The following is a 15544-nucleotide window of genomic DNA, read 5'->3' on the forward strand; positions in this document are numbered from 1 at the left end:
ACCTGCCGACATGATCAAGCGTATTGCGCAAACCGCAGGTTTCACCGGCCTGTTGGCCGCGCTGCTGCTGACCCTGCTGCAAAGCTTTTGGGTCGCCCCGCTGATTCTTCAGGCGGAAACCTTTGAAAAAGCCCCGGCGGCAACCGAAGTGGTGCATGAGCACGCTGCCGGCGCTGCTGCCCACACCCACGATGCCGAAGCCTGGGAGCCTGAAGATGGCTGGCAGCGCGTGCTGTCGACCACCGGTGGCAACTTGGTGGTGGCGGTTGGTTTTGCACTGATGCTGGCCGGCCTCTACACATTGCGCGCCCCCACCCGCACGGCGCAGGGCCTGCTGTGGGGCCTGGCCGGTTACGCAACCTTCGTGCTGGCGCCGACGATGGGCCTGCCACCCGAGTTGCCGGGCACCGCCGCCGCTGATCTGGCACTGCGCCAGACGTGGTGGATCGGCACTGCGGCCTCCACCGCTGCCGGGATTGCGCTGATCGTGTTCGGGCGCAACTGGCTGCTGAAAGTGCTGGGCGCTGCCATCCTCGCGGTACCTCACGTCATTGGCGCGCCGCAACCGGAAGTGCACGCAATGCTCGCGCCGCAAGCCCTGGAAACGCGGTTCAAAATCGCTTCGCAACTGACCAACGTGGCGTTCTGGCTGGCCCTGGGCCTGATCAGCGCCTGGCTGTTCCGCCGCAAACGCGACGATCAATACTCCGCATGACCTACGTGGTCGGCCTGGGTTGCCAGCGGGGTTGTGAGGTTCATACCCTGATGGCGCTGTTTGATACCGCTCTCGCCGAGGCAGGGATTGATCCCCAATGCATCACCGCGCTGGCCAGTATCGACCGCAAACACGACGAGCCAGGCTTACTGGCTCTGGCACGGCACTTGAACCTGCCGCTGGAGTGCTTCAACGCCGAGCAACTGGCGATTTATGAACACCGGCTAAGTCACAAGTCCGACGTTGCGTTCGCCCATACGGGGTGTTACGGCATCGCCGAAAGTGCCGCCCTGGCCCTTGTTGAACAGCTCGGCGGCGCGCCTGCCAAGTTGCTCATCACCCGCAAAAAAACCGCAGAAGCCACCTTTGCGTTGGCCTGCGCCGGTTAAAACCCCGATAATCGCCCTCCCCGATCATGAGCAATCTTCATGCTCGCCCGTTTTTTGACAGGAATTCTCCATGACCGTCTACTTCATCGGCGCCGGCCCCGGCGACCCGGAATTGATTACCGTCAAAGGCCAGCGGCTGATCCGTAGTTGCCCGGTGATCATTTATGCCGGTTCGCTGGTGCCTGCGGCGGTATTGGAAGGTCATCAGGCAGAACACGTGGTCAACAGCGCCGAACTGCACCTTGAACAGATCATCGACTTGATCAAGACCGCACACGCCAAAGGCCAGGACGTGGCGCGCGTGCACTCCGGGGATCCGAGCCTTTACGGAGCGATCGGCGAGCAGATCCGCCTTTTGCGGGAATTGGGCATTCCATTCCAGATCATTCCTGGCGTCACCGCCGTAGCGGCCTGCGCAGCGTTACTGGAGACGGAGCTGACCCTGCCAGACATCGCCCAAAGCGTGATCCTGACCCGTTATGCCGATAAAACCAGCATGCCCGCCGGTGAGGGTTTCGACAGCCTGGCGCAGCACGGTACGACCATGGCGATTCATCTGGGGGTGAATCATCTGGAGAAAATCGTCGCCGAACTGCTGCCGCACTATGGCGCGGATTGCCCGATTGCCGTGGTGCATCGGGCGACTTGGCCGGACCAGGATTGGGTAGTGGGCACCCTTAGTGATATCGCCGAGAAAGTCGCGTCCAAAGGTTTTCGGCGTACGGCGTTGATTGTGGTGGGCCGGGTGCTGGCGAGTGACAGTTTCAGTGAGTCGTCGCTGTATCGGGCGGGGCATGCGCACCTTTATCGACCTTGATTTTTCACTTCAAAAAAGCCCTATAAGCTACTGATAAATATCAATAAATACAGATAAATATGGGAAGGTCTTGCTCCTGTTAGCGGTGGGTCAGCTTCCAATGGGGCAACTGAGCTACCGCTATCGGGAGCAAGCCCCCTCCCACAGTTAATCTTAGTTGTTAGGTTTGTTGCGTAAGATTCTGAATTTAAAGCAAAAAAAACGGCGCTCACGGGGCGCCGTTTTTCTGTTCGCAGTGAACGCCTTACTCAGTAGTAGGCGTTTTCTTTCTGCGTGTGGTCCGTCACGTCACGGACGCCCTTGAGCTCCGGAACGCGCTCCAGCAGGGTGCGCTCGATGCCTTCACGCAGGGTCACGTCCGCCTGGCCGCAGCCCTGGCAGCCGCCGCCGAACTTCAGCACGGCGATACCGTCATCGACCACGTCGATCAGGCTGACCTGGCCGCCGTGGCTGGCCAGCCCTGGGTTGATCTCGGTTTGCAGGTAGTAGTTGATGCGCTCGTTGACCGGGCTGTCGGCGTTGACGCTCGGCACCTTGGCGTTCGGCGCCTTGATGGTCAACTGGCCGCCCATACGGTCGGTGGCATAGTCCACCACCGCGTCGTCCAGGAAGGCTTCGCTGAAGTGGTCGATGTACGCGGTGAAGCTTTTGAGCCCCAGGGCGGTGTCTTCAGGTTTCTCTTCACCGGGTTTGCAGTAAGCAATACAGGTCTCGGCGTACTGGGTGCCGGGCTGGGTGATAAAGACGCGGATGCCGATGCCTGGGGTGTTCTGCTTGGACAGCAGGTCAGCCAGGTAATCGTGGGCGGCGTCGGTAATGGTTATGGCAGTCATGGAAACTCCTCACAGGCTTGCCCGGAGTTTACGCCAAATTATTACGGAGGTACAAAGTCCTAGTGTTTTTGTCGGGTTAGGCTTTGGTTTCGGGGTGGTGGTGTGGATGTGGGGTGTATATCCGTTATTTAGGTGGCGGCTACAATTGGTTCCGACCTGACGGCGGGTCACTTTTGAAAAGAGCCAGAATGCCGGCCCCGCCAAAAGCAACCAAAAGGCTCTTGCCCCATCACTCGGTGCCTCGCCTAGGCACGGCATAGCCGTAATCCGAGATTGATTTTGGGGGGCGCTTTCAGATCAAAAGCTAGAGCGCGACGGCTTTAGAGCCGACTGGATTTTTGTCTGGTGTACTCGGGTAAAAATGTGGGAGGGGGCTTGCTCCCGATGGCAGTGGGTCAGTTACAGATCTTTTCGCTGACACACCGCCATCGGGAGCAAGCCCCCTCCCACATTTTGATCTCCATGTATCAGATAGGTATCAGCCTGCTTTTGCTCTGCTTTTGCTCTGCTTTTGATCTGGCCCTTACATCCTTTTCGCTGACGAAGTCAGCGGTCTTTTGATCTGCGCTTTTGATCTTGATCTTGGGCGCCCCATCAAACACGCTGGCCGAACGCAGGCTTGAATCCGTGGGTAACCCGGCAGGACGCCGGGTTAGCCGCGCTGGGCCATGGATGGCCCATCGCGGCGGCCCACGGATTCAAGCCGGAGTGAGGGCACACCGAGCCTAGGCGAGGTGCCGAGTGGTGGGGCGAAGCGTTTTTGGTTACTTTTTGCGCTCTTCAAAAAGTGACCCGCTGTAAGAGCGGAACCCATAGCCGCCGTTACCCAAATAACGGATATGCCCGCCCCCACCCCCCCCCAACCACTCACAAATTCTCATACCGATTCATATCCAGGACCCCCGCCTCAACCGGCGTAGTCTCCCGAACATACTCCGACAAGTCGTGGAAATACTGCCAAAACAGCGGATGACTACGCCTCACCCCCCAACGATCCACAATCTTCTCAAACTGCGCGGCATCCTTGACCTGCTCCATCTGCGCCACAAAAACAGGCACTTCCTGCGCCGGAATATTGAACATGAAGTTCGGATAACTACTGAGCACCCCAGGGTAAACAGTCACCGTATCCAGCCCCGGCTGATAGCGGTACGCCTCACCCAGCAAAAACGCCACATTACTGTGAGCCCTATTACGCAGCAGGCTGTAAACCACACGCGTCCCACTGGCAGTCTCAACACGCAACATCGTCGCCTCAGGCAACTGATCTATCACCTTAAGACCAGCCGCCGGACGCAAGGTCAGCCGGCTAAGCGCCTGCTCAGCATCCTGCAAGGCAGGCTCAATACCGTCACGCGAACAATAAGCACCAGAACAGCGATTGATCGGGTCCGGGCTCGCATTCAGATCGCCGTAACGGGCAATCAACTGGTTGGCAAAGTCCCGCTTGGGATCCTGTTCATTGAGGTGCAAACCTGTCGGCTTATCGTCATCAATGGCTTCGTAATCCAGCCACTAGCTTGATCTTGCCGCTGTTCTGGTACCAGTCGTCCATAAAGTCTTCACGAGAGTCCGCCGGCATCAGGCGCAGGAAGTTCTGCTCGGCACCGTTACGGATCAAGTCGAAGTAAAGGCGAGTCTGGGCCTGGTGCGAGACGTTGCCAAACACATCGAAATTCACCGCCAACTGGTAATAGGTCCGTTCCAGCAACGGATAGTCGAACAGCCACATCGTCTGAGGCACTTCGCCGATCAGGCCTTTGTTGACCGACGCACTGTCAAAGTGGCGGAAGATACTCAGCAAGGCGTTGTCATTGCCCGCCCACAGGCTCGACCAACTGGGTGGCGGCAAATCGGCATAACTGTCCCGGCGCAGCGCTTCGTACTGGTTGCGCTTGTCGCGATAGGCCAGCCACAGGCTCAACACGCTGCCTACATCATCGTTCTGCCCCGGCATGGCGAGCAACGGTGTGGCCTGTCCGCGATAACGTGCATCGGTGATGTACAGGTCGTGGTCCGGGTCCTGGAACAGGGCCCAGAAGTTGTCGCGGATCACATCCGTGGCGATCTGCCCACGGCACACCGGCCCACGAATAAAGGTGCGTACAAAGTACTCGGCGTTATCCAGCATGAACTGGTAGCGCGCCTTGGCGGGGATTGCCTCGAAGGTGTCGAACGGATTGGCGCGACGTCCAGGCCCGTAACCCGGCAAGGCGCTGACCTGCCAATCACCGGTGTAAAACAGCGCTTTGATCCGCACCATTTTGGCAGCGCTGAACGGATAGGTAATGTGAGTCTTGTGCACGATCACACCCTGCACCGGCCACAGACGGTAGTACACCCGCGTGCCCGGATCGTCATTGGGGCGACGGGTGCTGATCAGGTCGATGGGCTGCCCACTCGGCGTGCGCGAGCGCACCCACTGGAAGAAATGCCCCGGCTCGCCGTTCTCGAAATAGATGTGGGCCAGGAACAAGTGCTCGAACAACCAGCGGGCCACCAGGCTTTCTCGGGCGCCGGGCTGGTTGAGCAGGTTTTCCCACTGCTGCACCTGCAAGGCTTCCTTGGCACTCGGTGCCAGGCCCTGCTCATCGATCGGCGCGCCGGACGCCAGCCAGCGCTGCAGCGTCTGGTATTGCTGGTCGGTCAGGCCGGTGACCGCCAATGGCATGCCTTCCTTAGGATGACTGCCTGCGTAGGCATTGAATTCGCCGGGGGTGGCGCACATGTTTTCGCGGTTCAGGCCCAGCACAATGTCGTCCGGCAGCTTGGCGTTGGGCTGCAGCGGCGCGTTATGCCCCAGTTCCAGCATGCGTGCCATCAACGCGGCCTGGCTGCCCTGGGCGTCCAGCACCGAATAGAAGCCCTTCTGCTGCCAGGCTTGCTTGCCGAATGCGTCATAGAACAAGCGCGTAGTCGGCGCAGCCTGGCTGCGCTCGCCGTCGTACACAGGCACTTTGCTCGCGCCTCGGGCGGCGCCCTCGGCACTGCCCAGGTTGAGCTGGCAGGCGGAGTCATAGCAGGCATGGCAGGCCACGCACTTCTCGGTGAAAATCGGTTGGATGTCGCGGGTGTAGGAGATCGCCGGGGCGGGACCTTCTGCCTGGGCAGTACTGGCAATCAATGCCAGGACGGCGCTGACGATAAGACGAAGTGACATGTATCCGGTCCCGATTCAATGCGTGCGCTGAAAAATTGCCAGTGATTCTACCGGGCCATCGCACCTCACAACGTGAGCGATATTCATGCAAAAGCCGGACATGCCGCAAATCCGCACAGGTTTGCTATGATCCACGCCCTCCGTAATGCCTGACCAGAGTAGTCCCATGTCCGATCGTAGCGCTCGTCTGCAAGCCCTCCACCACGCCCTCAAGGAACGCATCCTGGTCCTCGACGGCGGCATGGGCACGATGATCCAGAGCTATAAACTGGAAGAGCACGACTACCGTGGCAAACGCTTTGCCGACTGGCCGAGCGACGTCAAGGGTAACAACGACCTGTTGGTGATTACCCGCCCGGACGTGATCGGCGGCATCGAGAAGGCCTACCTGGATGCCGGCGCCGACATCCTCGAAACCAACACCTTCAACGCCACGCGCATTTCCATGGCCGATTACGGCATGGAAGAGCTGGCCTATGAACTGAACGTCGAAGGCGCACGCCTTGCGCGCAAGATCGCGGACGCCAAGACCGCCGAGAACCCGGACAAGCCACGCTTCGTTGCCGGCGTCCTGGGCCCGACCAGCCGTACCTGCTCGCTGTCGCCCGACGTGAACAACCCCGGCTACCGCAACGTGACCTTCGATGAACTGGTGGAAAACTACACCGAGGCCACCAAAGGCCTGATCGAAGGCGGTGCGGACCTGATCCTGATCGAAACCATCTTTGACACCCTCAACGCCAAGGCCGCGATCTTCGCCGTGCAGGGAGTGTTCGAAGAGCTCGGTATCGAATTGCCGATCATGATCTCCGGCACCATCACCGACGCCTCCGGCCGTACCCTCTCGGGCCAGACCACCGAAGCATTCTGGAACTCGGTCGCCCACGCCAAGCCGATTTCCGTGGGCCTGAACTGCGCCCTGGGTGCCAGCGAGCTGCGCCCGTACCTGGAAGAGTTGTCCAACAAGGCCAACACCCATGTGTCGGCGCACCCGAACGCCGGCCTGCCAAACGAATTCGGCGAGTACGACGAACTGCCTTCGGAAACCGCCAAAGTCATCGAAGAGTTTGCCCAGAGCGGCTTCCTCAATATCGTCGGCGGCTGCTGCGGCACTACGCCTGGTCATATTGAAGCCATCGCCAAGGCCGTGGCCGGTTATGCGCCGCGCCCGATCCCGGCTATTCCCAAGGCCTGCCGCCTGTCGGGCCTGGAGCCGTTCACCATTGATCGCAGCTCGCTGTTCGTCAACGTCGGCGAACGCACCAACATCACCGGCTCCGCACGCTTTGCCCGCTTGATCCGCGAAGACAACTACACCGAAGCCCTGGAAGTCGCCCTGCAGCAGGTGGAAGCCGGCGCCCAGGTGATCGACATCAACATGGACGAAGGCATGCTGGATTCGAAGAAGGCCATGGTGACCTTCCTCAACCTGATCGCCGGCGAGCCGGACATCTCCCGCGTACCGATCATGATCGACTCCTCCAAGTGGGAAGTGATCGAAGCCGGCCTCAAGTGCATCCAGGGCAAGGGCATCGTCAACTCCATCAGCATGAAGGAAGGCGTCAAGCAGTTCATTCACCACGCCAAGCTGTGCAAGCGCTACGGCGCCGCCGTGGTGGTGATGGCGTTCGACGAAGCCGGCCAGGCCGACACCGAAGCGCGCAAGAAAGAAATCTGCAAACGCTCCTACGACATCCTGGTGAATGAAGTCGGCTTTCCGCCGGAAGACATCATCTTCGACCCGAACATTTTTGCGGTCGCCACCGGTATCGAAGAGCACAACAACTATGCCGTCGATTTCATCAACGCCTGTGCCTACATCCGCGACGAGCTGCCGTATGCGCTGACCTCCGGCGGCGTGTCCAACGTGTCGTTCTCGTTCCGTGGCAACAACCCGGTGCGCGAAGCGATCCACTCGGTGTTCCTGCTGTATGCGATCCGCAACGGCCTGACCATGGGTATCGTCAACGCCGGCCAGCTGGAGATCTACGACCAGATCCCGGCCGAGCTGCGCGAAGCCGTTGAAGATGTAGTCCTCAACCGCACCCCGGAAGGCACCGACGCCCTCCTCGCCATCGCCGACAAATACAAGGGCGACGGCAGCGTAAAAGAGGCTGAGACCGAGGAATGGCGCGGTTGGCCGGTGAACAAGCGCCTGGAACACGCGCTGGTCAAGGGCATCACCACCCACATTGTTGAAGACACCGAGGAATCCCGGCAGTCGTTCGCGCGCCCGATCGAAGTGATCGAAGGCCCGCTGATGTCCGGCATGAACATCGTCGGCGACCTGTTCGGCGCGGGCAAAATGTTCCTGCCCCAGGTGGTGAAATCCGCCCGTGTGATGAAGCAGGCCGTGGCTCACTTGATCCCGTTCATCGAGCTGGAAAAAGGTGACAAGCCGGAAGCCAAGGGCAAGATCCTGATGGCCACGGTGAAGGGCGACGTGCATGACATCGGCAAAAACATCGTCGGCGTAGTGCTCGGTTGCAACGGTTATGACATCGTCGACCTGGGTGTGATGGTGCCGGCGGAGAAGATCCTGCAGGTGGCCAAGGAGCAGAAGTGCGACATTATCGGGCTGTCCGGCCTGATCACGCCGTCCCTGGACGAGATGGTGCATGTGGCCCGCGAGATGCAGCGTCAGGACTTCCACCTGCCCCTGATGATCGGCGGCGCGACCACCTCCAAGGCGCACACGGCGGTGAAGATCGAGCCTAAGTACAGCAACGACGCGGTGATCTACGTCACCGACGCCTCACGCGCGGTGGGCGTGGCCACGCAGTTGCTGTCCAAGGAGTTGAAAGCCGGCTTCGTCGAGAAGACCCGCCTGGAATACATCGATGTGCGTGAGCGCACCTCCAACCGCAGTGCGCGCACCGAACGCCTGAGCTACCCGGCGGCCATCGCCAAGAAGCCGCAGTTCGACTGGAGCAACTACACACCGGTGGTGCCGACGTTTACCGGCGCCAAGGTGCTGGACAATATCGACCTCAACGTCCTGGCCGAGTACATCGACTGGACTCCGTTCTTTATCTCCTGGGACCTGGCCGGCAAATTCCCACGCATCCTCACCGATGAAGTGGTGGGCGAAGCCGCCACCGCGCTGTACGCGGATGCCCAGGAAATGCTCAAGAAGCTGATTGATGAAAAGCTGATCAGCGCCCGTGCGGTGTTTGGTTTCTGGCCGACCAACCAGGTGCAGGACGATGACCTTGAAGTGTACGGCGACGACGGCCAGCCAATTGCCAAACTGCACCACCTGCGCCAACAGATCATCAAGACCGACGGCAAGCCGAACTTCTCCCTGGCCGACTTCGTCGCGCCTAAAGACAGCGGCGTGACCGACTACATCGGTGGCTTTATCACCACCGCCGGCATCGGCGCCGAAGAAGTGGCCAAGGCCTACCAGGATGCCGGCGACGATTACAACTCGATCATGGTCAAGGCCCTGGCCGACCGTCTGGCCGAAGCCTGCGCCGAGTGGCTGCACCAGCAAGTGCGTAAAGAGCACTGGGGCTACGCCAAGGACGAGCAACTGGACAACGAGGCGCTGATCAAAGAGCAATACAGCGGTATCCGCCCTGCTCCCGGCTACCCGGCGTGCCCGGACCACACCGAGAAAGCCCAGTTGTTCCAACTGCTCGACCCCGAGGCCCGCGAAATGCACGCCGGGCGCAGCGGTGTATTCCTTACCGAACACTACGCGATGTTCCCGGCGGCGGCGGTCAGCGGCTGGTACTTCGCCCACCCGCAAGCGCAGTACTTTGCCGTGGGCAAGGTCGACAAGGATCAGGTCGCCAGTTACACCGCCCGCAAGGGCCAGGACCTGGCCGTGACCGAGCGCTGGCTGGCGCCGAACCTGGGTTACGACAACTAAGCCCTGACGGAGAAACGTGCCCACGCTCAACGCGGGCATGCAGCCCGTGACACTGCGCGTCGCCTCCCCGAACCCGCCTCGGGCAATCGTCTATGCTTTCCCTCACACACCTTGTGTCGAGGGACGTATGGACGATCCAGCCAACTACAAGCCCCCTACCTTCTGGCAGATGCTCCACAGTGTGGTGGCCGCTGCGTTTGGCGTGCAGAGCGGCAAGAATCGGGCCCGCGACTTCACCCATGGCAAGCCCAGCCACTTTGTGATCCTGGGCATCCTGTTTACAGCGGTGTTTGCCTTGACCTTGTTTGGAATCGTCAAGCTGGTGCTGCACCTGGCCGGCGTCTAGCGCAGCAACAGACGTAGGCTGAATGGGTAGCGATAGGACTCGGGCTTGCCCTGGGCCGACAGCACGCGAAAATTCACCGACGGTGTCGGCCCCAACAAACGCCGCGCCTGGCCGGCATCGATCAATTGGAACAACGTCAACTGCCGGTCGCGCCCACCGTATGCGCCAATGTCCAGGCCCTTGGCATCATCATGAACCAACACCATGGCCCAGCCGCCGACAGTGAAATGCCCGGCGACCAGGGACGACAAGCGTCCGTCCAGTCGAGCCTGCAAAATCTCCGGCGAGCTGTTGATCGCGCTGAACAGCACGTCCTTACCCGGTAACCGCCCGCTGGCCTGCAGCGCCTGCATGGCGCCCAGCGCCATCTGATCGTTGGCCGACCACACCAGCGCCGTCTGCGGGTAGCGCTTGAACAGTTGCGTCGCTTGCTCGAAGGCGCGCTCGCGGCTCCATTCACCGTAGACCAACTGACGCAGGCGCACCTCGGGATGTTCGGCCAGCGCCCGACGCATGCCCCGCTCACGCAATTGCGCGCCCGGCGTGGTCTTGACGCCGGAAAAGGCCAACAGATCGAGGGATTGACCGGGCGCAACCGGTCCGTGCTGGCGCAGCAAGTCGCGGAGCATCAGGTAGCCAGCCTCTTCATCGTCAGCGACCAGGCTGCCGATCAAACGGATGCCACTGCGGGTTCCTAGCAAATGCATCTGGTCGGGGGTCAGCGCGCTGTTCACCAACAGCAGCTTGACGCCACTGCCCTCGGCCATGCGCAGGATCTGCGGTGCAACGTATTGCTCATTCACCAGCACCAGGTAATCAGGTCGCTGGCTGCCTTGCAGCACCTCACGCGCCTGAAGCAGCGTATTGTCGGGATTACGCTCGCCATAACGCACACGCAATTCCAGGCCGAGGTCCTTGGCGGCGGCCTGCATGAATTGCGTGTAGCTGACCCAGAAGGTTTCCGTCGACACGCCCGGATTGAGAAAGACCACCGACGTTGCATGAGCCATCACTCCATACGTCGATCCCAGCAACCAGACACACGTAATCAACACCTTCAACATAGATGCCTGAGCCTCGAAAATAGGCCGCCATGATAGTAGCAATGCCCAAACCAATCGAGGTTCGATCAACCACCTTTATTGGTGGCTTACCCAAAACACGGCAGTTCCCACCACCAGAATGATCAAGAACAGAATGGCCCACGCATCCACGGTACTGTCGGGTTTACTAGCTTTTGTCGGATTGCTCATCGCATCGCCTCTTGTCGGTTTTATAGGTGATTGCACTAAGACTCGCTCACAGTAAAGTTGATGATTGCCCGCATGACAAATGTGGATATCGCGATAACTGTTCTCATTAGTCATTTTGGTTATTTGCATATACTCAAACATCACTTTTGCGCATAAACGCAAACTGGTATCGTGCGCCGGCTCCGTTGGGAGTGCGCGGCCGTGCGCGCAGATTTGCCGAGAACAGGACCTATATGTACGTATACGACGAATACGATCAGCGCATCATCGAGGACCGCGTTAAGCAGTTCCGTGATCAGACCCGACGCTACTTAGCAGGTGAACTGAGCGAAGAAGAGTTCCGCCCTCTGCGCCTGCAAAATGGCCTTTATGTTCAGCGCTTTGCGCCGATGCTGCGGGTGGCCGTGCCCTATGGCCAACTGACTTCGCGCCAGATGCGCATGATGGCCAAGATTGCCCGCGACTTCGACAAAGGCTATGCCCACATCAGTACCCGCCAGAACGTACAGTTCAACTGGCCGGCGCTGGAAGATGTGCCGGACATCCTCGCCGAGCTGGCCACCGTGCAGATGCACGCCATTCAGACCAGCGGTAACTGCCTGCGCAACGTGACCACCGACCAATTCGCCGGTGTTGCCGCCGATGAGTTGATTGACCCGCGCCCATGGTGCGAAATCGTCCGTCAATGGACTACCTTCCACCCCGAGTTCGCCTACCTGCCGCGCAAGTTCAAGATCGCCGTCAACGGCTCGACCTCGGACCGCGCGGCCATCGAAGTCCACGACATCGGCCTGGAGCCGGTCTACAACGCCGCTGGCGAGCTGGGCTTCCGTGTGCTGGTGGGTGGCGGCCTGGGCCGTACCCCGGTAGTTGGCGCGTTTATCAACGAGTTCCTGCCGTGGCAAGACTTGTTGAGCTACCTCGACGCCATCCTGCGTGTCTACAACCGCTATGGCCGTCGTGACAACAAGTACAAGGCCCGGATCAAGATCCTGGTCAAGGCGCTGACCCCTGAGGTATTCGCCCAGAAAGTCGATGCCGAGATGGAACACCTGCGCGGCGGCCAGACCACCCTGACCGAAGCCGAAGTGCACCGCGTCGCCAAGCACTTCGTCGACCCCGAGTACAAGGCCCTGAGCAATCAGGACACCGAACTCGCCGCACTCGACCAGCAGCACCCGGGCTTCGCCCGCTGGCGTACGCGCAACACCCTGGCGCACAAAAAGCCGGGCTATGTGGCCGTAACCCTGTCGCTCAAGCCTACCGGTGTTGCCCCAGGTGATATCACCGACAAGCAGCTGGACGCCGTTGCCGACCTGGCCGACCGTTACAGCTTCGGTCAACTACGCACCTCCCACGAGCAGAACATCATTCTCGCGGATGTGGAGCAGAGCCAACTGTTCACCCTGTGGGGCGAACTGCGCGAAGGCGGTTTCGCCACGCCGAACATTGGCCTGCTGACCGACATCATCTGCTGCCCAGGCGGCGATTTCTGCTCCCTGGCCAACGCCAAGTCGATCCCGATTGCCGAATCGATCCAGCGCCGTTTCGACGACCTGGACTACCTGTTCGACATCGGCGAGCTGGACCTGAACATTTCCGGTTGCATGAACGCCTGTGGTCACCACCACGTCGGCCACATCGGCATCCTGGGCGTGGACAAGAAAGGCGAAGAATTCTACCAAGTGTCCCTGGGTGGCAGCGCCAGCCGCGATGCGAGCCTGGGCAAGATCCTCGGCCCGTCCTTCGCCCAGGAAGCCATGCCCGAGGTGATCGGCAAACTGATCGATGTGTACATCGAACAGCGCACCGAAGATGAGCGTTTCATCGACACCTACCAGCGCATCGGCATTGACCTGTTCAAGGAGCGCGTCTATGCAGCGAATCATTAAGAACAACGAAGTCCTCGACGAAACCTGGCACCTGCTGCCCAAGGACGCGAGCTTCGACGGCATTTCCAACTGCGACGACCTGATCGTGCCGCTGGCCCTGTGGCGCGAGCATGGCCACGCGCTCAAGGCCCGCGACGGCGGCCTGGGTGTGTGGCTGGACGCCGATGAAGAAGCCGAAGAGATCGGTCCTGACGTGGAACACTTCCAGGTCATCGCCCTGAATTTCCCGGCCTTCACCGACGGTCGCAACTACTCCAACGCACGCTTGCTGCGTGACCGTTATGGTTACAAAGGTGAGCTGCGGGCGATCGGCGATGTGCTGCGCGACCAGTTGTTCTACCTGCGCCGTTGCGGGTTCGATGCCTTCGCGCTGCGCGCAGACAAAGACCCGTACGAAGCATTGGAAAGCCTCAAGGACTTCTCGGTGACGTACCAGGCTGCAACCGATGAGCCGTTGCCGCTGTTTCGCCGGCGTTAAGTCTGCGGACATGAAAAAGCCCTGGCATGCCAGGGCTTTTTTTATGGTTGAAGTTTTATCGACGCCAGCACCTGCTTCTGCCCCATGGAGCATGGCACGCCTTCCGGCTGCGCCCGCACGGCCTCGATCACGCCCAGCAACTGCGCTTTGCTGTGGGCCAATTGCGCTTGCATCACTTCGATCTGTGCCACTTTGCGCTCCAGGGCCTCGATCAACTCGTCGCGCTTGTGCTCTCCAGGCGCAGGCATCAGCGCCTTGAGTTCCTGCAAGGTAAACCCGGCCTGCTGCGCACTCTGAATCAATTGCAGGGTCTGCAAGGCCTCAGGTGCATAACGCCGGTATCCGTTGGACTGGCGTCCGACCTGACTGATCAACCCTTCGCTCTCGTAAAAACGAATGCGTGAAGCGGCCAGACCGCTCTGTTTTGCCAGCTCACCAATATTCATCACAACGCCTGCTTGACATTAAAGTTAACTTTAAGCTTAGCCTGAGCCCTCCCCCGCTCAGGAGTCAACTCATGTCACCTTTTGAAGCCCTGCAACTGCCCAACGGCCAAATCATCGCCAATCGCATCGCCAAGGCTGCGATGGAAGAGAACATGGCCGATATCAACCAAGCGCCATCCCGCGAATTGAAGCAGTTGTACAAGGCCTGGGCAGATGGCGAACCCGGCCTGCTGCTGACCGGCAATGTGATGATCGACCGCCACGCCATGACCGGCCCCGGCGGCGTGGCCCTGGAAAACGAGGAGCACCTGGACAGCTTTCGCGAATGGGCCGATGTAGCCCGTAACAAGGGCGTGCACTTCTGGATGCAGCTCAGCCATCCAGGGCGCCAGACCATGGCCAATCTCGGGCAACAAGCCTTGGCACCGTCTGCCATTGCGCTGGACCTGGGCAGCTTTTCCAAGATGTTCGCCACACCAAAAGCGATGACCGAAGACGATATTCAGGACGTGATCCGGCGCTTCGCAACCAGCGCACGCCTGGCCGAGAAAGCTGGCTTTACCGGGGTGCAGATCCACGGCGCCCACGGCTATTTGCTGAGTCAATTTCTCTCGCCCTTGAGCAACCACCGCAGCGACCGTTGGGGCGGCTCGCTGGAAAATCGCGCGCGCCTGTTGCTGGAAGTGATTCACGCCGTGCGCGCCAGTGTCAGCTCGTCGTTTTGCGTGGCGGTCAAACTCAACTCGGCGGATTTCCAGCGTGGCGGCTTCGATGAAACCGATGCGCGCGCGGTGGTCGAAATGCTCAACCCGTTGCCCATCGACTTGTTGGAATTGTCCGGTGGCAGCTACGAGGCGCCCGCCATGCAAGGCGAAGCGCGGGATGGTCGCACCCTGGCCCGTGAGGCGTATTTCCTAGAATTTGCCGCAGAAATGGCCAGCGTCGCCACCATGCCCGTGATGGTCACCGGTGGCATTCGCCGACTGCCTATCGTGAAGCAGGTACTGGACAGCGGCGTCGCCATGGCCGGTATCGCCACCGCCCTGACCCTGGAACCACAATTGATCAAGCATTGGCGCGAAGGACGCGACCTCAACCCGCAACTCAAACCGATCGATGGTGGAAGCGCAAGCCTCTGGCCTCACTCGCTACGCTCGCCGTGGTGCGCGGCCAGATGCGCCGCCTCAGCCGTGGTCGTTTGCCCAACCCCAAGGTTATCCCCTGGCTGGCCCTGGCGTGTGACCAATGGTTTATCGCTCGGCGCACTCGGCAGTACCGTGCGGCCATGACGCAATCTTCACATTAAAGACGGAGCATTCGCCGTGATCGAGCTGTCCC

At 60.2% G+C, this 15544-nt stretch carries 10 protein-coding genes and 2 pseudogenes; 8 read left to right on the forward strand and 4 right to left on the reverse strand.

The features are described 5' to 3' along the window. The first annotated feature begins 10 nt into the window (after positions 1-10). The 3 genes from AB4N82_RS27820 (at position 11) to cobM (ending at position 1921) form a co-directional block, all read left to right on the forward strand. The gene (locus AB4N82_RS27820) at positions 11-715 is read left to right on the forward strand and encodes a CbtA family protein (protein ID WP_122764304.1); all 705 of its coding nucleotides are present in this window, start codon (positions 11-13) and stop codon (positions 713-715) included. Continuing rightward, entirely contained in the window at positions 712-1104 is a 393-nt protein-coding gene (locus AB4N82_RS27825; RefSeq protein ID WP_122764305.1) for a cobalamin biosynthesis protein, read from the forward strand. Before AB4N82_RS27820 ends, AB4N82_RS27825 begins: the two co-directional genes overlap by 4 nt. A 70-nt stretch (positions 1105-1174) precedes the next feature. Continuing rightward, positions 1175-1921 (forward strand): precorrin-4 C(11)-methyltransferase, encoded by a 747-nt coding sequence (gene cobM / locus AB4N82_RS27830; protein ID WP_095185923.1) that lies wholly within the window; start codon positions 1175-1177, stop codon positions 1919-1921. Between the two features lie 248 nt (positions 1922-2169). On the opposite strand, the gene nfuA is transcribed toward cobM, so the two are convergent. Beyond that, positions 2170-2754 carry a Fe-S biogenesis protein NfuA gene (gene nfuA / locus AB4N82_RS27835; protein ID WP_032887092.1) on the reverse strand — a complete coding sequence of 195 codons (585 nt, stop codon included), beginning with the start codon at positions 2752-2754 and terminating at the stop codon, positions 2170-2172. 867 nt (positions 2755-3621) lie between these two features. Continuing rightward, positions 3622-5914: pseudogene (locus tag AB4N82_RS27840) on the reverse strand (fatty acid cis/trans isomerase). Between the two features lie 166 nt (positions 5915-6080). Here AB4N82_RS27840 and metH point away from each other — a divergent pair. Beyond that, a complete protein-coding gene (gene metH / locus AB4N82_RS27845; protein ID WP_122764307.1) occupies positions 6081-9791 on the forward strand; it encodes a methionine synthase in 3711 nt (1236 codons plus the stop codon). A 127-nt stretch (positions 9792-9918) separates the two neighbouring features. After that, positions 9919-10137, forward strand: coding sequence for a DUF2970 domain-containing protein (locus AB4N82_RS27850; protein ID WP_032885836.1), 219 nt, complete (start codon positions 9919-9921; stop codon positions 10135-10137). Here AB4N82_RS27850 and AB4N82_RS27855 read toward each other — a convergent pair. Continuing rightward, on the reverse strand, positions 10134-11201 hold the full coding sequence (locus tag AB4N82_RS27855) for an ABC transporter substrate-binding protein (RefSeq protein WP_122764308.1): 1068 nt from the start codon (positions 11199-11201) through the stop codon (positions 10134-10136). The two genes, AB4N82_RS27850 and AB4N82_RS27855, sit on opposite strands and share 4 nt — an antisense overlap. A gap of 422 nt (positions 11202-11623) precedes the next feature. On the opposite strand from AB4N82_RS27855, the gene AB4N82_RS27860 reads away from it, so the two are divergent. Continuing rightward, positions 11624-13282, forward strand: a complete 1659-nt coding sequence (locus AB4N82_RS27860) for a nitrite/sulfite reductase (protein WP_095185928.1) — start codon at positions 11624-11626, stop codon at positions 13280-13282. Continuing rightward, complete coding sequence (locus AB4N82_RS27865) at positions 13266-13760, forward strand: DUF934 domain-containing protein (protein ID WP_032885833.1); 495 nt, start codon at positions 13266-13268, stop codon at positions 13758-13760. Before AB4N82_RS27860 ends, AB4N82_RS27865 begins: the two co-directional genes overlap by 17 nt. A gap of 41 nt (positions 13761-13801) precedes the next feature. Here the strand turns inward: AB4N82_RS27865 and AB4N82_RS27870 are convergent, their stop codons facing one another. Further along, entirely contained in the window at positions 13802-14206 is a 405-nt protein-coding gene (locus AB4N82_RS27870) for a MerR family transcriptional regulator (protein ID WP_032885832.1), read from the reverse strand. 71 nt (positions 14207-14277) lie between these two features. Here AB4N82_RS27870 and AB4N82_RS27875 point away from each other — a divergent pair. After that, positions 14278-15512 (forward strand): annotated as a pseudogene (locus AB4N82_RS27875) (NADH:flavin oxidoreductase/NADH oxidase family protein). Positions 15513-15544 lie beyond the last annotated feature (32 nt).

This window comes from Pseudomonas sp. H1_D04 (genome assembly GCF_054683855.1).